The sequence below is a fragment of the Streptomyces sp. CB00455 genome (assembly GCF_001905445.1).
GTDB lineage: Bacteria > Actinomycetota > Actinomycetes > Streptomycetales > Streptomycetaceae > Streptomyces.
Genome location: NZ_LIVQ01000004.1, coordinates 102,653 through 121,735 on the forward strand (window position 1 = coordinate 102,653; position 19,083 = coordinate 121,735).

The 19,083-nt window shown below is 73.0% G+C and carries 16 protein-coding genes and 2 tRNA genes; 5 read left to right on the top strand and 13 right to left on the bottom strand.

From position 1 onward, the window contains the following. The first annotated feature begins 116 nt into the window (after positions 1-116). Positions 117-956 carry an RNA polymerase sigma factor SigF gene (locus AMK16_RS17795; protein ID WP_073916539.1) on the top strand — a complete coding sequence of 280 codons (840 nt, stop codon included), beginning with the start codon at positions 117-119 and terminating at the stop codon, positions 954-956. 50 nt (positions 957-1,006) lie between these two features. Next, positions 1,007-1,810 carry a hypothetical protein gene (locus AMK16_RS36655; RefSeq protein ID WP_073916542.1) on the top strand — a complete coding sequence of 268 codons (804 nt, stop codon included), beginning with the start codon at positions 1,007-1,009 and terminating at the stop codon, positions 1,808-1,810. Positions 1,811-1,819: 9 nt separating this feature from the next. Here the strand turns inward: AMK16_RS36655 and AMK16_RS17805 are convergent, their stop codons facing one another. Further along, positions 1,820-2,059, bottom strand: a complete 240-nt coding sequence (locus AMK16_RS17805) for a hypothetical protein (protein ID WP_073916544.1) — start codon at positions 2,057-2,059, stop codon at positions 1,820-1,822. Between the two features lie 365 nt (positions 2,060-2,424). On the opposite strand from AMK16_RS17805, the gene AMK16_RS17815 reads away from it, so the two are divergent. Continuing rightward, entirely contained in the window at positions 2,425-4,068 is a 1,644-nt protein-coding gene (locus AMK16_RS17815; protein ID WP_073916547.1) for an MDR family MFS transporter, read from the top strand. A 56-nt stretch (positions 4,069-4,124) separates the two neighbouring features. On the opposite strand, the gene AMK16_RS17820 is transcribed toward AMK16_RS17815, so the two are convergent. The 12 genes from AMK16_RS17820 to AMK16_RS17875 form a co-directional block, all read right to left on the bottom strand. Next, the gene (locus AMK16_RS17820) at positions 4,125-4,841 is read right to left on the bottom strand and encodes a TetR/AcrR family transcriptional regulator (RefSeq protein ID WP_073916551.1); all 717 of its coding nucleotides are present in this window, start codon (positions 4,839-4,841) and stop codon (positions 4,125-4,127) included. A gap of 145 nt (positions 4,842-4,986) precedes the next feature. Next, positions 4,987-7,188 carry an ArnT family glycosyltransferase gene (locus AMK16_RS17825; RefSeq protein WP_073916555.1) on the bottom strand — a complete coding sequence of 734 codons (2,202 nt, stop codon included), beginning with the start codon at positions 7,186-7,188 and terminating at the stop codon, positions 4,987-4,989. After that, entirely contained in the window at positions 7,185-8,459 is a 1,275-nt protein-coding gene (locus tag AMK16_RS17830) for a bifunctional glycosyltransferase family 2/GtrA family protein (RefSeq protein WP_073916559.1), read from the bottom strand. The genes AMK16_RS17825 and AMK16_RS17830 overlap by 4 nt, the downstream gene beginning before the upstream one ends. Positions 8,460-8,484: 25 nt before the next feature. Continuing rightward, entirely contained in the window at positions 8,485-10,092 is a 1,608-nt protein-coding gene (locus tag AMK16_RS17835) for a sensor histidine kinase (protein WP_073917721.1), read from the bottom strand. Between the two features lie 29 nt (positions 10,093-10,121). After that, positions 10,122-10,889, bottom strand: coding sequence for a response regulator transcription factor (locus tag AMK16_RS17840; RefSeq protein ID WP_073916562.1), 768 nt, complete (start codon positions 10,887-10,889; stop codon positions 10,122-10,124). Between the two features lie 128 nt (positions 10,890-11,017). Next, positions 11,018-11,899 (bottom strand): amidohydrolase family protein, encoded by an 882-nt coding sequence (locus tag AMK16_RS17845; protein ID WP_073916566.1) that lies wholly within the window; start codon positions 11,897-11,899, stop codon positions 11,018-11,020. Continuing rightward, positions 11,883-12,140: a hypothetical protein gene (locus tag AMK16_RS37270; RefSeq protein ID WP_242438781.1), complete on the bottom strand. Its 258-nt coding sequence runs from the start codon at positions 12,138-12,140 to the stop codon at positions 11,883-11,885. The genes AMK16_RS17845 and AMK16_RS37270 overlap by 17 nt, the downstream gene beginning before the upstream one ends. A gap of 195 nt (positions 12,141-12,335) precedes the next feature. Continuing rightward, positions 12,336-13,223, bottom strand: a complete 888-nt coding sequence (locus AMK16_RS17855) for a DUF2797 domain-containing protein (protein WP_073916573.1) — start codon at positions 13,221-13,223, stop codon at positions 12,336-12,338. Continuing rightward, on the bottom strand, positions 13,220-13,654 hold the full coding sequence (locus AMK16_RS17860; protein ID WP_073916577.1) for an Lrp/AsnC family transcriptional regulator: 435 nt from the start codon (positions 13,652-13,654) through the stop codon (positions 13,220-13,222). The genes AMK16_RS17855 and AMK16_RS17860 overlap by 4 nt, the downstream gene beginning before the upstream one ends. A gap of 367 nt (positions 13,655-14,021) precedes the next feature. Further along, a complete protein-coding gene (locus AMK16_RS17865) occupies positions 14,022-14,387 on the bottom strand; it encodes a PH domain-containing protein (protein ID WP_073916580.1) in 366 nt (121 codons plus the stop codon). Between the two features lie 194 nt (positions 14,388-14,581). Then, a tRNA-Arg gene (locus tag AMK16_RS17870) sits at positions 14,582-14,654 on the bottom strand. A gap of 279 nt (positions 14,655-14,933) precedes the next feature. Beyond that, positions 14,934-15,024: transfer RNA gene (locus AMK16_RS17875), tRNA-Ser, on the bottom strand. Between the two features lie 186 nt (positions 15,025-15,210). Between AMK16_RS17875 and AMK16_RS17880 the strand changes: the two genes are divergently transcribed. Together AMK16_RS17880 and AMK16_RS17885 are read left to right on the top strand one after the other, a co-directional pair. Continuing rightward, a complete protein-coding gene (locus tag AMK16_RS17880) occupies positions 15,211-15,639 on the top strand; it encodes an SSI family serine proteinase inhibitor (RefSeq protein ID WP_073916584.1) in 429 nt (142 codons plus the stop codon). Between the two features lie 119 nt (positions 15,640-15,758). After that, complete coding sequence (locus AMK16_RS17885; protein ID WP_073916588.1) at positions 15,759-19,073, top strand: response regulator; 3,315 nt, start codon at positions 15,759-15,761, stop codon at positions 19,071-19,073. The last annotated feature ends 10 nt before the right edge of the window (positions 19,074-19,083 follow it).

Sequence of the window (19,083 nt, forward strand, 5' to 3'; positions counted from 1 at the left end):
TGTGACATTCTGCTGGAACCGCGTTTGCCGCAGCCCCGCCTCCGGTATTCAGGTGGAGGCTGCGTTCCTCCGACGGACGCGCCGCACGCGACCGTCCGCGACCTCAAGGGGGTGGCATGTCCGTAGACCAGGGCAGCTCCAAGGTGCTCACACTCGTCAAGAGCGTGACGCCGGCCGTGTCCGACCGCTCGGAAGCCATCGACACCCGCACCCTCTCCCGCTCCCTCTTCCAGCGCCTCGCCGCGCTGGAAGCGGACAGCCCCGACCGGGCGTACGTACGCGACACCCTGATCGAGCTGAACCTGCCCCTGGTCCGGTACGCGGCCGCCCGCTTCCGCAGCCGCAACGAGCCGATGGAAGACATCGTCCAGGTCGGTACCATCGGCCTGATCAAGGCGATCGACCGGTTCGACTGCGAACGGGGGGTGGAGTTCCCGACGTTCGCCATGCCGACCGTCGTGGGCGAGATCAAACGATTCTTTAGGGACACCTCCTGGTCCGTCCGCGTCCCGCGCAGGCTCCAGGAGCTGCGCCTGGCGCTGACCAAGGCCAGTGACGAGCTCGCCCAGAAACTGGACCGCTCGCCGACCGTGCCGGAGCTCGCCGCCGTGCTCGGGGTCTCGGAGGAGGACGTCGTCGACGGCCTCGCCGTCGGCAATGCCTACACCGCCTCTTCGCTCGACTCGCCCTCCCCCGAGGACGAGGGCGGTGAGGGCTCGCTGGCGGACCGCCTCGGCTACGAGGACACCGCGCTCGAGGGCGTCGAGTACCGCGAATCGCTCAAGCCGCTGCTCGCCAAGCTCCCGCCGCGGGAACGGCAGATCATCATGCTGCGGTTCTTCGCGAACATGACGCAGTCGCAGATCGGCGAAGAGGTCGGCATCTCCCAGATGCACGTCTCCCGGCTGCTCACCCGCACCCTGGCGCAGCTGCGCGTGGGCCTGATCGGGGAGTGAGCGCGCCCTGCGGGCTTCTCAATTGACGGAGCGTCAGTAAAACTGGCGCGATGCGAACGGGATCCCGTACGGCTGCCCTCCTCGCCCTGTGCTGCACGGCCGTCGCCGGCCTCGCCGGCTGCGGCGGTCCCGCACGAGGCGGCTACGCGGCCGTGGGCGCCGCGCCCCCGGGCCCCGAGCGGGTCGCGGGGGAGAACGCGGCACCGCAGGGACGGTTGGAGTTCCAGCAGCTCGGCGGCCCTTCCGCGGCGGGCACTTCCTCCGGGCCGTCCGGTACGTCGGCCAGTACTCCGGGCGGCCACGCACCCGGCGGCTCCGCCCCGGGCGGAGCCACGACCCCCGGCCCCGGCGGCTCTGGAAGCGCCCCCGGCACCCCGCCCGGTGCCGGCCCGGCCGCGACCCCGCCCGGCACCCCCACGCTCCCGGAAACACCGCACGGCCCGGGCGCGCCGGAGAGCCCGGGCGCGGCGAGCCCTCCCGGCACGCCCACGAGCCCCGGTAGCGGGCCCGGTACGACGCCTCCGGCGCCGCCCGCACCCCCGGCCACCCCGGCGCGGCTGACGCTGTCCGCGCCGGCCAGGTCGGCCGCGGCGGAGCGCTGGTGCGAGCGGGTCACCGTCACCTTCACCAACACCGGTACCACCGCGGCCCGTTCGGGCACGGTGAGCTTCGCGACCCACGTCATCGGCGCGCTCGGCATCGACTGGGCCACGATCACCACCGCCCAGCCGCTCCCCGCGCCCATCGCGGGCAAAGCGGTCAGGACGCAGGTCTTCATGGTGTGCCTGGAGGCCTGGCGGGTACCGCTGGGCATGCACGTGGAGACCCGGAAGGTCACCGCTTCCTGGAGCTGAGCCCGGGTGTCAGCGCAGGACCGCCCAGGCGGCCGCGCCGAGCACGAGCACCAGCGCGACGGCCAGCCCGATCCACACGACGCCCTTCGAGCCGTTGGCCCCCTGCTGTTCCTCGCGACGCTGGCGACGGGATCCCGTCGGCGTCTGCCGGGCCGGTGCGGCCTCCTCGACGAACGCCCGGAACATCTGAGTGCTGCCCGCGGGGTCGTAGTTGCCCTCGGGGCCTTGTGAGTTGTGGTTCGCAGCCATGGAGCAGGACCCTAGCCGGTTTTCCGATTCCTTTACCGCCCTCTCCTCCGAATTCACTTGCCTGTAGCAACCATCAGCTTCTATGGTTGCCCTAAGCAACAAGATAGGCTGACCAGTCGTCAAGTGGCCCACGTGGCCGACCGCGGCTGGATCGACCGCGAGACCGACCCGGGCGACGGCCGCTGCCGGATCCTGCGGCTCACCCCCGCCGGACGGGCCCTGCCGGACGGGCCCCGCCGGCCGAGCTCGGCCTGCGGACCACCGCGGCGCTGGAAAGGGCCCTGGCCGACGGGTCCCCCCAGGACACCGACGTACTCAAACCCTGCTCGCCCGGCTCCGATCGAGCTTCTACCCAAAGGAAAATCATGGCTACGACCACACCCTCCGGTGTGCGGGGCGGCGGCGGCCGGTCGGACACGACGGCCGCCACCACGACCATGACCCACGCGGAGATCATGAAGGCCCTGTCCGGCCTGATGCTCGGTATGTTCGTGGCGATCCTGTCCTCCACGATCGTCTCCAACGCCCTGCCCCAGATCATCAGCGACCTCGGCGGGACCCAGTCCTCGTACACCTGGGTCGTCACCGCGGCCCTGCTGTCGATGACGGCGGCGACCCCGCTGTGGGGCAAGCTGTCCGACCTCTTCAGCAAGAAGCTGCTGGTCCAGATATCGCTGGTGGTCTACGTCCTCGGCTCCGTGGTCGCGGGCATGTCCCAGAACACGGGCATGCTCATCGCGTGCCGCGTGGTCCAGGGCATCGGTGTCGGCGGCCTCTCCGCCCTGGCCCAGATCGTCATGGCCGCGATGATCTCGCCGCGCGAGCGCGGTCGCTACAGCGGCTACCTCGGCGCGGTCTTCGCCGTCGCCACCGTCGGCGGCCCGCTGCTCGGCGGCGTCATCACCGACACCTCGTGGCTCGGCTGGCGCTGGTGCTTCTACGTCGGCGTGCCCTTCGCGGTCATCGCGCTGATCGTGCTCCAGCGGACCCTGCACCTCCCGGTCGTGCGCCGGGACGTCAAGGTGGACTGGCTGGGCGCCTTCCTGATCAGCGGCGCCGTCTCCCTGCTGCTGATCTGGGTCACCCAGGCCGGCGACTCCTACGCGTGGATCTCCTGGCAGACCTGGGCCATGACCGGCGGCGCCGTTCTTCTCGGCCTGCTCTTCGTCCTCGTCGAATCCCGTGCGAGCGACCCGATCATCCCGCTGCGGCTGTTCCGCAACAAGACCATCTCGCTGGCCTCGGCCGCCTCGCTGTTCGTCGGCATCGCGATGTTCTCGGGCACCGTGTTCTTCAGCCAGTTCTTCCAGTTGGCCCGCGGCGAGTCCCCCACGATGTCCGGAGTCCTCACGATTCCGATGATCGGCGGGCTCTTCGTCTCCTCCACCGTTTCCGGTCAGGTGATCACCAAGACCGGCAAGTGGAAGGCCTGGCTCATCGCCGGCGGCGTGCTGCTGACGGCCGGCCTGGGGCTGCTGGGCACCTTGCGGTACGACACCCCCTACTGGCACATCGCGCTCTCCATGGCCCTGACCGGCCTGGGTCTCGGCATGATGATGCAGAACCTGGTCCTCGCCACCCAGAACCAGGTGGCCCCCGAGGACCTGGGCGCGGCCAGCTCGGTCGTCACCTTCTTCCGCTCGCTCGGCGGCGCCGTGGGCGTCTCGGCGCTGGGCGCGGTCATGGCGCACCAGGTCACCGGGTACGTGAAGGACGGCCTGGCCGCCCTCGGCCCGAAGGCGGCGGCGCTCGGCCACGGCGCCGCGGCCGGCGGCGGCATCCCGGACCTCGACAAGCTGCCGGCGCCGTTCCGGACGGTCATCGAGTCCGCGTACGGGCACGGTGTGGGTGACGTCTTCCTCTACGCGGCCCCCAGTGCGCTGTTCGCGCTGCTGCTGTGCCTCTTCATCAAGGAGGTGGCCCTGAAGTCGAAGCCCTCGGCCCACGCTCCCGAGGCCGGTTCCGCCGAGGCGGACGCCGCTCCCGCCGAGGTGCCGGCCAAGGCCTGACGGACGCCGGGAACGCAGGGAAACGCCGGGAACGCCAAGAAGGCCACCGCTTGCGGCTAAGCGGTGGCCTTTGCTTCGATACCGGCGATCAGGACGTCCAGTGCGAGGCAGAAATCTTCCTCGGGTGCCCGCCGCGCCGCGCCCCCGCAGCCGTGCAGGAACTGTGAGACGGCCAGATGGGCGCCGGCGCGGGTGGCATCGGCAAGGCCAGTGGCGTCCAGCAGCCGCTGGAGGGCCGCGTCGAAGGCGCGGGCGTGCGGGCCGATGTTCGGGTAGGCGGCGATGAGCGGAGCCATCCAGGGATGGTCGGCCAGCACGCGCCGGTAGTCCCGGGCCAGTGCCCGCAGCGGGCCGGACCAGTCTTCCGCCGCTGGGCGCCCGGCGGGCCGGGCCCCGGCGGGTGGCGGCCCGGCCGGTGGCGGCCCGGCCGGTGGCGGCGCGGCGGGTGCCTGCCCGATCGGAGACTGCCCGGTGATCGGACCCCCCGAGAGGGTCAGCTCGCCCAGCGCGCTGTCGAGGGCGAGTTCGAGCAGATCGTGCTTGGTGTCCACGTACCAGTAGAGGGACATCGCGGTGACCCCCAGCCCGGCGGCGAGCCGTCGCATCGAGAACCGGGCCAGTCCTTCGGCGTCGAGCAGCCGCACGGTGGCGGCGGTGATCCGCTCGCGGTCGAGGCCGGAGGGAGCCTCGCTGCGGCGTCTGGCGGGTACGGCGGCCCCTGCGGTCAGCCACACACTGCCCCGGATCTCACCGGAATCGGCCGCGGTCACCATGGAGGCACCCTCCTCACGCCAGGTGGATCAGCCCGGAATGCCCGGTCCGCCCCCTTGATGCTAGGGGGTGGCCGGGCATTCGGGCCGGATCACGTTCTGCCGGCCGCTGCGGGGACCGCGGGTGGCGGCTGCAGCGCGGAGTTCGTCAGGTGGTGGAGGCCGTCAGGTCGTAGAAGGTGGCTCCGCCGACCGTGGTGGCCTTGAAGGTGGCCTTGATCCAGCTTTCGATGGCGGTGCCGGTGGCCCCGCCGGGGCCGCCCCCGGCCCGGTTCCCGCCCTGGGTCTCTCCCGCCCCGGCCGCCGCGTCGCCGCCGCCCTGGGCGATGAACCAGTGGATCTTCCCGTCCTGCACGTACTTCTTGAACTGCGCCAGGGTCGGGGAGGGGTCGCTGCCGTTGAAACCGCCGATCGCCATCACCGGAGCCCCCGAGGCCAGCTGGTAACTGGCCGCGTTCTGCGAGCCTATGGCCGCCGCCGCCCAGGTGTACCGGTCGGCGTCGGCGCGGAGCGCCGCCTTGGCCTCGGCGCCGACCCGGGCCCCGTTCAGCAGACCGCCGGGACCGCCCTGGCCGCCGCCGAAGCGCTCGGAGCCGCGTCCGGCCGCCCCCGCCGCAGCACCCTGACCGCCCCGGCCGGTCCGAGCGCCCTGGCCTCCCTGGCCCCCGGGAACACCCTGGCCTCCCTGGCCCGGCGACATGCCGCCGGGCACCGGGGCGTTGCCTCCCTGCCACGCGCCTCCCGCTGCGCCGGGCGGCAGCTCGCCGTTGGCCCCGGGACCCCGCATCATCCCGCCGGGTCCGCCCCGGCCGCCCGCCACCGCCGGTCCGGCCGTCACGATGGACCCGGTGTGCCCGGTGCTCACGGTGGTCAGGCAGTAGGCGAGCGGACCGGCGAGGGCGGCTCCCAGTCCCAGTGCCGCGGTGGCCAGCAGCACCCGGCGGCCGGCCCGCGCGACGAACGGCAGCGTGACCGCCGCGAGCAGGCCGCCGGCCAGCACGGCCCAGCGCAGCCACGGCAGGTAGCCGGTGGCACGACCCAGCAGGACATACGACCAGACGGCGGTCAGGGCGAGCGTGCCGGACAGGGTGAGCACGGCGGCCCGGCTGCCCCGTTCTTCCCACAGCACGGCGACGCCCATGCCGATCAGCGCGGCCACGAACGGCGCCAGCGCCACGGTGTAGTACTCGTGGAAAATGCCCTGCATGTAGCTGAAGACGAGCGCGGTGATCAGCAACGAGCCGCCCCAGGCCAGGAAGGCCGCGCGCGCCAGGCCCTCCAGCGAGTCGGTGGCCCGCCGAGCCCGCCAGGTCACCACGAGTCCGGCCACGAGCAGGATCAGGGCCGCGGGCAGCAGCCAGGAGATCTGACCACCGATGTTGCCCGAGAAGAGCCGGTCGATGCCGGTCTCGCCCCAGCCGCCGCCCCCGCCGCCGGCCCTGGGACCCGGACCGCCGGCGAGACCGTAGGCCCCCGCCGCGCCGGTCCGCGCGCCGCCGCCGACGCTGCCCGTCTCGTTGCCGCTGAGCCGTCCCAGCCCGTTGTAGCCGAGGGTCAGTTCCAGGAAGGAGTTGTTCTGCGAGCCGCCGATGTACGGGCGGGAGGAGGCGGGCCAGAGCTCCACGACGGCCACCCACCAGCCGCCGGCCACCACCATGGCGAGTCCGGCGACCAGCAGCTGTCCCAGCCGCCTGCGCACCGGGGTCGGGGCGCAGAGCGCGTACAGCACGGCGAGCGGCGGCAGGATGACGAAGGCCTGCAGGGTCTTGGTGAGGAAGGCGAAGCCGACCGCGACTCCGGCCCAGAGCAGCCACGTGGTGCGCGCGCCGTCGAGGGCGCGCAGGACGCAATACACGGTGACCGTGAGCAGCAGGGTCAGCAGGGCGTCCGGATTGTTGAAGCGGAACATCAGCGCGGCCACGGGCGTGAGCGCGAAGACGGCGCCGCTCAGCAGCGCGGCCGCCGGTCCGAACGGGCGGCGGACGGCGGCGTACAGGACCCCGGTCGTGGCGACGCCCATCAGGGCCTGCGGGGCCAGGATCTGCCAGGAGCCGAGCCCGAAGAGCCGGACCGACAGCATCATCGGCCACAGGGCGGCCGGGGGCTTGTCGACGGTGATGGAGTTCCCGGCGTCGGAGGAACCGAAGAAGAACGCCTTCCAGCTCTCGCTGCCCGCCTGCACGGCGGCGGAGTAGAAGGAGTTGGCGTAGCCGGAGGAGCCCAGGTCCCACAGCAGCAGCGCGGCCGTGGCGATCAGGAGCCCGGCGAGGGCGGGCCGTTCCCAGCGCGGCCGGCCGGTACGGGACCGGGCCTCGGCGGCCGGGAAGAGGGGGAGTGCTGCCGTGGTCATCGGTCGTCCTTGGGTGTAGGGATCGCGGGGCCGCGCCGCTCGGGGAAGACCCAGGCGCGGAAGAGCAGGAAGCGCAGCACGGTGGCCGCGAGGTTGGCGGTGATCAGGACGGCCAGTTCGGTGCTGTGCGCGGGAGCGGCCGCGGCTGCGTCGAGGGCGGCCAGGGAGCCGCTGGTCAGGGCCAGGCCGATGCCGAACACCACCAGCCCCTGGGCCTGATGGCGCACGGCCCGGTCACGGCCGCGCACACCGAAGGTGAGCCGCCGGTTGGCAGCCGTGTTGGCGACCGCGGAGAGCAACAGGGCTCCGGCGTTGGCGAGCTGCGGGCCGGTTCCGGCGCGGAAGGCGGAATACAGCAGCAGGTACAGGAGGGTGGACAGGGCCCCGACGGCGCAAAAGCCGAGGAGCTGGCGGGCCAGTCCCCCGTCCACTCCGGGCAGGGCGGAGCGGTCGCGCGGGTCGTCGCCGAAGGGGCGGGCGAGCCGGTCGAGGGGGAGCGCGCCGACGGCCAGCGCCCGGCCGACCCGCCAGACGCCCTTGAGGTCCTCGGTGGCGGTGCGGACGATGTGCACGGTGGAGTCCGGGTCGTCGACCCAGTCCACCGGCACCTCGTGTATCCGCAGCCCGGCGCGCTCCGCGAGCACGAGCAGTTCGGTGTCGAAGAACCAGCCGGAGTCCTCCACCAGCGGCAGCAGCCGCTCGGCGACCTCCCGCCGGATGGCTTTGAAGCCGCACTGGGCGTCGCTGAAGCGCGCCGCGAGCGAGGAGCGCAGGAGCAGGTTGTAGGCCCGGGAGACGAACTCCCGCTTCGCGCCGCGCACCACCCGGGAGGAGCGGGCGAGGCGGGTGCCGATCGCCAGGTCGGAGTGGCCGGAGATCAGCGGGGCGACGAGCGGCAGCAGCGCGTTGAGGTCGGTGGAGAGGTCCACGTCCATGTACGCGAGGACCGGGGCGTCGGAGGCGGACCAGACGGTGCGCAGGGCCCTGCCCCGGCCCTTCTCCTCCAGCCGGGTGCTGCGTACGCCGTCCAGGGCCTCGGCGAGTGCGCCCGCGATCTCGGGGGTGCGGTCGGTGCTGGCGTTGTCGGCGACGGTGATCCGGAAGGGGTAGGGGAAGGTGCGGGTGAGGTGCTCGTGCAGCCTGCGCACGCACGGTCCGAGGTCTTTCTCCTCGTTGAAGACCGGGATCACCACGTCGAGGACGGGCTCGCCGGGCACGGGCGCGAGGGGCGCCCGTGCCGGAAGGGCCCCGGGAGAGGCGTCGGTTGGCATGGACCGACCCTCGCCGGGCGGCCTGTCACCGTCGTGTGGTGAGCCTGTGGTCCGTCTGTGAGTCGCGAGCCGGGCCCGGAACCGGGCGCTCGGGCAGAGCGGGTACCGGGGCGGCCGACACCGGGGGGAGGGCCGGTGCGTCCGTGGCCAGCGGCAGCAGGACCTCGAAGCAGGTGTGCCCGGGCCGGCTCCGTACGCCGACCCGGCCGCCGTGCGCGGCGACCACGGCCTGGACGATGGCCAGTCCCAGTCCGGTGGAGCCCGCCGCCCGCGAACGGGAGGCGTCGCCGCGGGCGAACCGCTCGAAGACGTGCGGGAGGAGGGCGGGCGGGATACCGGGGCCGTCATCCTCGATCAGCAGGCGCACCATGGATGTTTCACGTGAAACATGGGCGGTGACCGTGGTGCCCGGCGGGGTGTGGGTGCGGGCATTGGCCAGGAGGTTGACCAGAACCTGCTGGATGCGCGCCGGGTCGGCGCGGATCGGCGCCGGTTCCTCCGGCAGGCGCAGGCGCCAGTGGTGCCCGGGGCCGGCGGCCCGGGCGTCGCTGACGGCGTCCACGACGAGGGGCGCCAGGTCGGTGTCCGTGTCGGCTGCGGAGAGCGTACGCCCGGCGTCGAGCCGGGCCAACAGCAACAGGTCCTCGACCAGACCGGTCATCCGGGTGGCCTCGGACTCGATCCGGCCCAGGGCGTGCCGGGTGTCCGGGCCCTGTTCCTCCCGCCCCCTGCGCGTGAGTTCGGCGTAGCCGCGGATGGAGGCCAGCGGGGTGCGCAGTTCGTGGCTGGCGTCGGCGACGAACTGCCGGACCCTGGTCTCGCTCTGCTGGCGGGCGGTGAGGGCGGAGGAGACGTGGCCCAGCATCCGGTTGAGTGCCGCCCCGACCTGGCCCACCTCGGTACGGGGGTCCGCCTCGGCATCCGGGACGCGTTCGTGCAGTGCCGGCTCGCCGCTGTGCAAGGGCAGTTCGGAAACCCGGGTGGCCGTGGCGGCCACCCGGCGGAGCGGGCGCAGGGCGACCCCGACCAGGGCCTGACCGGCGAGGGACGCCGCGATCAGCCCGGCGAGGGTCACGCAGACCTCCACGGCGATCAGGGTGCTCACGGTGGATTCGACGTCGCGGAGGGGGAAGCCCAGGACCAGCCCCCCGTCGGCGGAGGACATCACCCGGTAGCCGCCCAGGCCGGGCAGGTCCAGGTCGACCGGACCGGCCTGGGGACGGGCTTCCTGGCGGGCGACGGCGGTCAGGACCTTGACCTGGTCCTCGGTGAGCGCCTGGCGGTGATCGGGCGCCGACGCGTCGGCGGGCACGCTGCGGGCGGTGTCGAGGACCGTGCCGTCGGGGTGCAAGCGGATGCCCGTGGTGCCCAGGGGTGAACCGGGGGGCAGGAGCAGGCCGGTGGCGCTGTCGCGGACCGGTTTGCCGGCGCCGGCGGCCCGGGCCCCCATCTTGACGGAGACCCGCAGTTGTCCGTCGAGCTGGACGACCAGGTACGAGCGCAGGGCGAGGGTGGTGACGATCCCGATGGCCGCTCCCACCACGGCGATCAGTGCCACCGCCGAGACGACGAGCCGGGTCCGCAGCGACCAGGGCCGACGCGGCCGCGGCGACCCCGTCCGGCGGGATCGCAGACGCGGCGGCCGGGCCAGGCGCGGGACCACTACTCGGCCGGCTTGATCAGGTAGCCGGCGCCACGCCGAGTGTGGATCATCGGTGCCATTCCCGGGCCGCTCTCCAGCTTCCGGCGCAGGTAGGAGATGTACAGCTCTACCACGTTGGCCTGGCCGCCGAAGTCGTAGGACCACACCCGGTCCAGGATCTGCGCCTTGCTCAGCACACGGCGCGGGTTGCGCATCAGGTAGCGCAGCAGCTCGAACTCGGTGGCGGTCAGGTGGATCTCCCGGCCGCCGCGGACCACCTCGTGGCTGTCCTCGTCCAGCCGCAGGTCGCCGACGGCGAGCACCGAGCCGCCGCGGGCGGCCTGCGCCGCACCGGAGCGGCGGACCAGGCCGCGCAGCCGGGCCACGACCTCCTCCAGGCTGAACGGCTTGGTGACGTAGTCGTCGCCGCCCGCCGTCAGGCCCGCGATGCGGTCCTCGACGGAGTCCTTGGCGGTCAGGAAGAGCACCGGGACCTGCGGGATCTCCCGGCGCAGCCGCCCGAGCACGGCGAGCCCGTCCATGTCGGGGAGCATGATGTCGAGGATGACCACGTCCGGCCGGAACTCCCGCGCCGCCCGCACCGCACCGGCCCCGTCCCCGGCACTGCGGACCTCGCAACCCTCGTAGCGCAGGGCCATGGACAGCAGCTCGGAGAGCGAGGCCTCGTCGTCGACGACCAGGACCCGGCAGGGACCGCCGTCGGGCCGCACGAGAGCCGTGGGGTTGCTGGTGGACGTGGACGCGTGTGAGGTGGTCGTCACAGTCATGCCACCACGTTGTCCGGCGCCTCTGAGAGCGTTCTTGTCCCTTCCTGTGAATTCCCTGAGAAACGGCACTGCCCGGTGAAGGAGCGCTGATGGCGGTGCCGGTAAAGGAGCGCCGGCAGGCGGCGTCCTCAGCCGTCGAGGCGGAACAGGCGGGCACCGTTGTCGTGGCAGACCGCGCGCAGCCAGTCGTCGCCCAGGCCGAGCCGTTCGAGAGCCACGAGCTGGTGTTCGTAGGGGTAGGGGATGTTCGGGAAGTCGGTGCCCAGCAGGATCCGGTCGCCGAGGTCGGCGAGGCGCCCCAGGTCGCCCGCGGGGAAGCCGCTGAACTGTTGCGAGAAGTCGGTGAAGGCCATGGTGGTGTCGAGGCGCACCTGGTCGTACCGGTCGGCGAGGTCGAGGAAGTCGGAGTACTCCGGCATGCCCATGTGGGCGATGATCAGCGGCAGCCTGGGGTGGCGGGCGAGGAGCCGGGCGATCGGCTCGGGCCCGGTGTGTTTGCCGGGGACGGGCCCGGACCCGCAGTGGATCACCGTCGGGACACCGGCCTCGGCGAGCAGCCCCCACACGGCGTCGAGCCGGTCGTCGTTCGGGTCGTAGCCCCCGACCTGGAGATGCGCCTTGAAGACCCGGGCCCCCGCGCCGAGGGCCTGCCGGACGTATGCGGCCACCTCCGGCTCCGGGAAGAAGGTCGCCGTGTGCAGGCAGTCGGGGGTCCGGGCGGCGAAATCGGCGGACCAGGCGTTGAGCCAGGCGGCCATCGCCGGCTTGTGCGGGTAGACCATGGCGGTGAAGGCGCGGACCCCGAAGTCCCTCAGCAGCGCCAGGCGCTGCTCCTCCTCGTGCCGGTAGGTGATGGGCCATTCGACTCCGGTCAGCGGCCCGACCGCGTCGAAGTAGTCCCACACCTTGTCCAGGACCCGCTCGGGCATGAAGTGGGTGTGGACGTCCACCAGGCCGGGCAGCCCCAGCCGCTCCCGAAAGGCACGCACCGCCTCAGCCGTGGTGGTCACAACCGTGGCTCCGTTCGTCGGTCGCGACGCGCAGGGCACGGCCCTCGGACAAGAAACCGCGGCCCTCGTACCGGGAGGCGCGGCCCCGCGCGAGGGTCTGCCCACCGCGGTCGTCATCGGCGCGAGCGCGGCTGAAGGCGGGCACGAGGCTGTGGGCGGCCACGAGGCTGTGGGTAGACACAGGGCTGTGGGCGGCCACGACGCCGGGCGGTTCGAAGGCCGCTACGGGCTGGAAGCTCATGCGCACCACCCTCGGCGCCGCTCCCCGGCATGTCCACCGGAATCGGCCCCCGGAGGCCGAAGGCAGCCAAGTTTTGACCAGGCGCCCCCAAAGCAGCGGGGGTTGGCGGAGACGAGAGCAGGCGTGCAAGGGACGGGAGGCGAGGACGGAGGAACGGGAGGTGGAGGGGGGCAGAGGGGGGAGGTGAAGCAGGGGTCAGAACAGCCCTTCCTGCTCGGTCGGCGGCCGAGCGGCGGCAGCCGGGATCTCCGCCACCGGCACGCTCGTCCCGGCCCCGTCCGCCGGCACGGCCAGTTCCCAGCCGGCCAGCAGCCGGCTGTCCACCACCAGGCCGTCCGCGACGTGCAGGTCCGGACCGGCCGCGCCCACCAGCCGGCCCACGACGGCCCCGCCGGAAACCATCCCGGTGATCACCCGCGTCGGTACGGGAAGCCCGTCCAGGCCGAACGCCCCCGCGTGGTCCGTCACTTCGCAGCCCAACCGCTCCAGCGACTCCGGCCACCCGGACAGCGCTGCCGCGCGGACGTGCAGCTCGGCGACCTCCCGGGCCCGTTCGGGCGCGTCCGGCACATGTGCCCGTACGGCGCGCTTGCGGGCGTAGGCGATCCGGTCGGGCACCCCGAGGGCCGCTCTCAGCAGCTCCTCGGTGCGCCGCGCCGCCATCAGCGGACCCCGCCCCAGCCAGGCCCAGGCAACGGCGCCCTGCTCCAGCAGCCGGACGGAGCCGCGCTCCTCGGCGGTGATGCCGACCTTGACCATCCCCGGCCCGAACCACGCCAGGTAGACGCGGTAGGTGCGCGGGTCGGCGGCATTGGTGTCGGCGGCCACCGAGAACGACCGGTCCAGGCGGGCGCATTCGGGACACTGCGCGCTCCCCGCCCGCCCGGACACCGTGGCGCAGGTGGGGCAGGGCGTCCGCCTCCCGGCCCGCCACACCCCCAGGCAGCGGCGCTCCCCGCGTGCGGCGAAGGCCAGTTGCTGCCCGTACGCGAGCACGCTCGCCCGCTCGCCGCGCCCCTCCCCGTACCAGCCGATCGCGGGGCGCCCGTCCTTCCACCGGATCCCGGTGCACCACCAGCTCACAGCGGGAGCGGCCGCTCGAAGAAGGTGTCGAGGACGACGGTGGCATGCGTGCCGCTGACACCGTCGATGGCGTAGAGGCGCCGCAGGACGTCCTGCAGCTGTCCGGGCGAGGCGGTGCGCACCTTGACCATCACGGAGGCGCTGCCCGCGATGATGTGCGCTTCCTGGATCTCGGGAATCGCGGCGAAGGCGGCGCCGGACTCGCCCATCCAGGCATTCGAGTCGACCATCACGTAGGCGAGCACTCCGCTGCCGACGGCCGCCGGGTCGATGTCGACGGTGGTCCGCCGGATCACCCCGCGCTCGCGCAGCTTGCGTACGCGCTCGTGGGTCGCCCCGGCCGAGAGCCCCACTGCAGCACCGAGGGTGGCGTACGACTGGCCCGCGTCCTCCTGCAGGCGCAGGACGAGTGCCCGGTCGATGTCGTCCACGCGATCTTCCTCTCGTGGGCCCTCGGCCCTTAAGAAGACGCTACCTGATCCTGCAATCCCACCATCACGCCGAACCGCATTCGGAGATTCACCCTCAGGGGGAACCATGTTTGGCATAACCTGCCCGACTGGTGGCAGCTGGTGTGGAGCGACATTCCGCGACGACCGGATGTTGCGGTGGGGCGAGGCGACCGGGGCGGTCTCCGTCTTCCGCTCACCGGCCGGCCACCCCAACGGCAACACCCTGGACCGCGAGGGCCGCCTGAGCACCTGTGAGCAGGGCAACCGACGCCACCCGCTCCCTCTCACCCCTGGTGATGTCCGTGTCCGGCCTCCCCCGGGTGCTGTGAGAGACCGGGCCGCCCGGCTACCTGGCGACGAACTGCGTCAGGATCGCCTGCACCTCGTAGATGTCGACCCCCTTGGTGAAGGTCTTCTCGATCGGCGCCTGGCTTCCGGATATCCAGATCTTGAGCTCGGCATCGAGATCGAAGTGGCCGGCGGTCTCCACGGAGAAGTGCGTAATGCTCCGGTACGGGACGGAGTGGTACTCCACCTTCTTACCCGTGAGCCCCTGCTTGTCGATCAGCACCAGCCGCCGGTCGGTGAACAGGATCGTGTCCCGGATCAGCAGATAGGCCGCGTGCACCTGCTCGCCCTGGCCCAGCAGCCGGGCGTAGTCCCGCTGCGCCGAGGCGGAGTCGACGGTGTGCGCGTTTCCGAACAGTCCCATGAGAGCCCCCGTTTTCCGGTTCCTGCGATCTTCAAGAACCGTAGCGAGACCCGGGCGTCACCCGCGTCCCCCGCCAGAGCCATCCCACCCCCCAGCCCTTCCGGGGTACGCCCTCCGCCCAAAGGAGGAGACCGCCGCGCCAAGGGATACGACGAAGGCCCCCGGGATTTCTCCCGGGGGCCTTCGTCCTGCTGTGCACTCGGCAGGATTCGAACCTGCAACCTTCTGATCCGTAGTCAGATGCTCTATCCGTTAAGCTACGAGTGCTTGGCTTGCTGGGGTTTTGCGCCCCGTTGGCCTTGCGAGAACAACAATACATGGACCTCGCCGGGACGCGAAATCCATTAGCCAAACCGCCCCTGAGCTGCGGAAACAGCCTGGAAGAAGATCATCCGGTTGGGTCGGGCCGGGCTCCGCGGAACCGGCGCGCGGCCGCTCGGGCGCCGGCCGGGGCCCGTTCACAGGTCGCACGGACATCGGAACGGCGCGGCCTGCCCCCGGACGCACCGAAGCCCCGGTCCGCAGGGACCGGGGCTTCGTGAAGAGCGGAGGCGGAGGGATTTGAACCCTCGATGGGTGGTAAGACCCAAACCGCATTAGCAGTGCGGCGCCATAGACCGGACTAGGCGACGCCTCCAGCACACCCTCGCGTACGAAGGTGCGTGCAGATGATGACACAGGCGCAGGGCCCCTCACCAATCCGCTCCCACGGTACTAGCAGGGACGGGCGAAGGGCAAAGCCTTAAAGGCCGCCCAGCACGCAACGTCCGCGCCGCCGCGTCGTTGGTCAGGCGTACGACGTACGGACGACCTGGAGTGCCCCATGCTGCGTCTCGCCGCCTTCGCCGTCACCTCCGCCCTGGCCGCCGCGGCCGCCGGGCCGCTGCCCCCGCTGCCCCTGGGCCGGCTGCTGGCGCCGGCCCCCGACCGTCTCACCATCGCCATGGCCGACACCGGCAACCGCCAGTTGGACCGCGAGTACCGGCTCGAATGCGATCCCGTCGGAGGCGACCACCCCGAGGCGCAGCAGGCCTGCGCCCGGCTCGACCAGCTCGCCGACGAGGGCAAGGACCCCTTCGCCCCCGTCTCCCAGCGGCAGGTCTGCACCATGCAGCACGGCGGCCCGGCGACCGCCCGCATCACGGGAACGTGGCACGGGCACAGGGTGGACGCGACCTTCCGGCGGACCGACGGCTGCGAGATCAGCCGCTGGGACCAGTTGGAACCTCTGCTTCCGAGTGGGCGTTCCTGACCTGGGAAGATGCGCGTCACGGGTGGTATCCACCCCACATCGGCCACCTCGCCGGGGGGCTGTGGCCTTAGACTCCTCCCGTGACTTGCCGGTAGTTGTGGTCAGGGAGGAAGCTCGTCGTGAGCAGCAGGCCATCCCGAGGCGCTGCTCGCCTCGCAGCAATACTCGACGCTCTTCCGGACGCGCTGTTGCTCGTCAACGCCAACGGCACTGTCGTCAACGCCAATTCGATCGCCCTCGAGGTCATGGAGAGCCCGGGCACCGGGCTCGTCGGCCGCGGCGTGCTCGACCTCCTTCCCGACTTCGACTCCAAGCTGATCCCCGGCTCCATGCGCCGGCCCGGCGAGGACGAGGGCGGCCGGGCCAAGCCCGCCAGGATGATCGCGCGCCGCACCGACGGCAGCGAGTTCCCCGTCGAGGTCACCAGCGCCCATCTCGACGGCCGCGACGCCTACCGCGAGCCGCAGCCTGCCTACACCGGTGACGAGCTGCTGATGCTCGTCGTACGGGACCTGTCGCAGACCGTGGACACCGAGGCCGAGCTGGCCCGCTCCCAGCGGCAGACCGAGATGATCCTGCGCGCCGCGGCCGAGGGCGTCGTCGGCACCGACACCGACGGACGGGTGGTGCTGGTCAATCCGGCCGCCGCCCAGATCCTCGGCTACCGCGCGACCGACCTCGGCAACCGCGAACTGCACGGCCTGGTCCAGCACTCGCGCGCCGACGGCTCCCCGTTCCCCTTCGAGGAGTCCCCGCTCGCCGACACCCTGCGCAGCGGACGCAAGCACCGCGTGCGCGGGCAGGTGCTGTGGAACAAGGCCGGGCAGCCGGTCGCCGTCGACCTGACCACCTCCCCCGTGCGGGACGGGGAACAGCTCGTCGGCGCCGTCATGACCTTCACCGACCGGCGGCCCTACGACGCCCTGGCCGCCCGTCACGCCCAGTTGCTGGCCGTCCTCGGTGATTCGCTGCGCGGCCCGCTGGACGAGCTGCGCGGGGAGCTGGCGACGCTGGCCGCCGACGACGCCGGACAGCTGTGGCCCGAGGCCAACCAGCTGCTGCACCACCTGGCCGCCGGGTACTCCCGGATGACCACGCTCGTGGACAACGTGCTCGGCTTCCAGCGGCTGGACTCCGGCAGCGACCGGCTCGCGAAGAAGAAGGTCCTGATCAACGACGTCGTCGCTGCCGGTGTGGACGGCGCGGTCGAGCTCATCGGGCCGGGCCGCGCCCAGTTCGCCGTCCACGCGCCGACCATCGAGGCCGAGGTGGACCCGGACCGCATCGCAACGGCGCTCGCCCATCTGGTCGCCGACGTGGCCGGGGTGGACGCCACCGGCAAGACCCGCCAGGGCAGCGGCTACGGCGACTCGACGATCGTGGTGGCCGCCGCGCAGCGCGGGGACGTCGTACGGATCGAGGTGCGCGGGCCGTACGAGGGCGGGAGCCCGGTCCACGAACCGGTCGTACGGGGGATCGTGGCCGCGCACGGCGGTGTGCTGCAGACGGTGGAGGTTCCCGGCGCGCCCGGTGGTGCGTACGTACTGGAGTTGCCGCTGGGCTCGGGCGCCGGGGCGGTCACGCTGCCGGAGCCGCCCGAGGAGCCCCCGGCCGACACGGCCGCAGCGGGCCGGGTTTCGGGCGGACGGCGTGCCCGCCGCGGGGTGGACGCCTTCCTTGACGACGATGCCGCAGGTCCCGGCGCGCCCGACGGCGACAAGGCCGCCGCCGGAGCCGGCGAAGGCGGCGGTGCGCTGGCGCTGCCTTCCGGACGGCGCCGGGGTGGCGAGGCGGATGCCGAAGGTTCCGCAGGACCTGAGCTGGCGCAGTCCCCGGTGAACCCGGCGGGACTCGGGACGGGCCGGCGCCGTGGCCGCGCGGGCGACGGCGCCGGCGAAGGCGGTCCCGGGCAGCCCGTGCCGCCGCAGGGCACCGCCATGCCCGCCCTCCCGCCCGTTCCCGCCGTGCCTGCGGTCCCGCCGACCGAGCATCCCGCCGGCCGGCGACGGGCGCTGGGCGCTGCCGGTCCGGCGCAGCCCGCCGGCCCCGTGCCCGCGACCGGGCTCGGGCCGACGCCCGCACCGGCCCAGACTCCGCGCCCCATCGCTCCCGAGGGCGGTTTCGCCCTGCCCGCCGGCCCGACCCCGGCCACCGCGGCTCCGCAGGCTCCGGCCACGGCCGGTCCGCCCGCGGCTCCCGCCGGGGCCGATGCCGAAGCACCGGCCGGGCGGCGCGGGCGCCGGGTGCTGGGCGCGCCCGTCGCCGAGACCGAAGCACCCGCCGCGCAGGCGGCCTCGGCCGCGCCGGACTCCGTGGACCCGGCGCATCCGACCGGGCGGCGGCGTGCGCTGCCCGCGCCGGCCGCCTGGCCGGTTCCCGCGGCCCGCGGCGCTGCCGAGGACGAGGACGTTCCCGGCCAGGTGGCCGTTCCCGGGGCCAGGAAGCCACAGGACGGCCCGGTGGAGGGGCAGGCCGCCCAGCCGATCAGCGTGCGCGCCCTCGGCACCCTCGGCCAGGGCATCTCCGTGGATCCGGCCGGCTCGGGCTCCGGCCGCCGCCGGCGGCTGTCCGAGCCCGCGCCCCAGGGACGGGCCTTCGCCATAGGGGCCCCCGAGGCGGGCTCCGACGAAGGCCCCGAACCGCTGGACGGTCCCGGCGGCGCGGTCGAGGTGGTCAACCGTCCCGTGCCGCAGCCTGTGGACGACGAGCTGCCGCCGGAGCCGCTGGACAATCCGCGCCGGCTGCTGGTGTGGCCCGCGCCGGACGTGCAGACGCAGCAGGCGCTCAGCGACCGCGGCTACCGTCCGGTGATCGTGCATTCCCGCGAGGAGGTGGACGCGCAGATCGCCGCGTTCCCCGCCGCGCTGTTCGTCGACCCGCTGACCGGGCCCATCACGCGGACCGCCCTGCAGTCCCTTCGCCAGGCCGCGGTGGCCGCGGAGGTGCCGGTGCTGGTCACGGCCGGGCTGGGACACGCCGGGCGCGAGGCTGCGTACGGCGCCGATCCGGCCGTCCTGTTGAAGGCGCTCGCCCCGCGCGACAGCGAGCAGCACCCCTCCCGGGTGCTGTTGATCGAGGAGCACGACGAGATCGCGACCGCTCTGGCCGCCGCGCTGGAGCGGCGCGGGCTCCAGGTCGCCCGGGCGGGCGCCGACACCGACGCGGTGGAGCTGGCGACGCGGATGCGGCCCAACCTGGTCGTCATGGACCTGATGCAGGTGCGCCGTCGGCGCGCCGGGATCGTGGACTGGCTGCGTGCCAACGGGCAGCTGAACCGCACTCCGCTGGTCGTCTACACCGCCACCGGTATCGACGCGTCCGAACTGCCGCGGCTGGCCTCGGGCGAGAGCGTGCTGTTCCTCGCCGAGCGCGCCACGACGGCGGACGTACAGGGCCGCATCGTGGACCTTCTGGCCAAGATCGGCACCAACTAGTAATCCTGGC

Bases quoted from the DNA above. Each gene is read 5' to 3' on its own strand.
- AMK16_RS17795 (WP_073916539.1), top strand. From the start codon at position 117: ATGTCCGTAGACCAGGGCAGCTCCAAGGTGCTCACACTCGTCAAGAGC.
- AMK16_RS36655 (WP_073916542.1), top strand. From the start codon at position 1,007: ATGCGAACGGGATCCCGTACGGCTGCCCTCCTCGCCCTGTGCTGCACG.
- AMK16_RS17805 (WP_073916544.1), bottom strand. From the start codon at position 2,059: ATGGCTGCGAACCACAACTCACAAGGCCCCGAGGGCAACTACGACCCC.
- AMK16_RS17815 (WP_073916547.1), top strand. From the start codon at position 2,425: ATGGCTACGACCACACCCTCCGGTGTGCGGGGCGGCGGCGGCCGGTCG.
- AMK16_RS17820 (WP_073916551.1), bottom strand. From the start codon at position 4,841: ATGGTGACCGCGGCCGATTCCGGTGAGATCCGGGGCAGTGTGTGGCTG.
- AMK16_RS17825 (WP_073916555.1), bottom strand. From the start codon at position 7,188: ATGACCACGGCAGCACTCCCCCTCTTCCCGGCCGCCGAGGCCCGGTCC.
- AMK16_RS17830 (WP_073916559.1), bottom strand. From the start codon at position 8,459: ATGCCAACCGACGCCTCTCCCGGGGCCCTTCCGGCACGGGCGCCCCTC.
- AMK16_RS17840 (WP_073916562.1), bottom strand. From the start codon at position 10,889: ATGACTGTGACGACCACCTCACACGCGTCCACGTCCACCAGCAACCCC.
- AMK16_RS37270 (WP_242438781.1), bottom strand. From the start codon at position 12,140: ATGAGCTTCCAGCCCGTAGCGGCCTTCGAACCGCCCGGCGTCGTGGCC.
- AMK16_RS17865 (WP_073916580.1), bottom strand. From the start codon at position 14,387: ATGGGACTGTTCGGAAACGCGCACACCGTCGACTCCGCCTCGGCGCAG.
- AMK16_RS17880 (WP_073916584.1), top strand. From the start codon at position 15,211: ATGCTGCGTCTCGCCGCCTTCGCCGTCACCTCCGCCCTGGCCGCCGCG.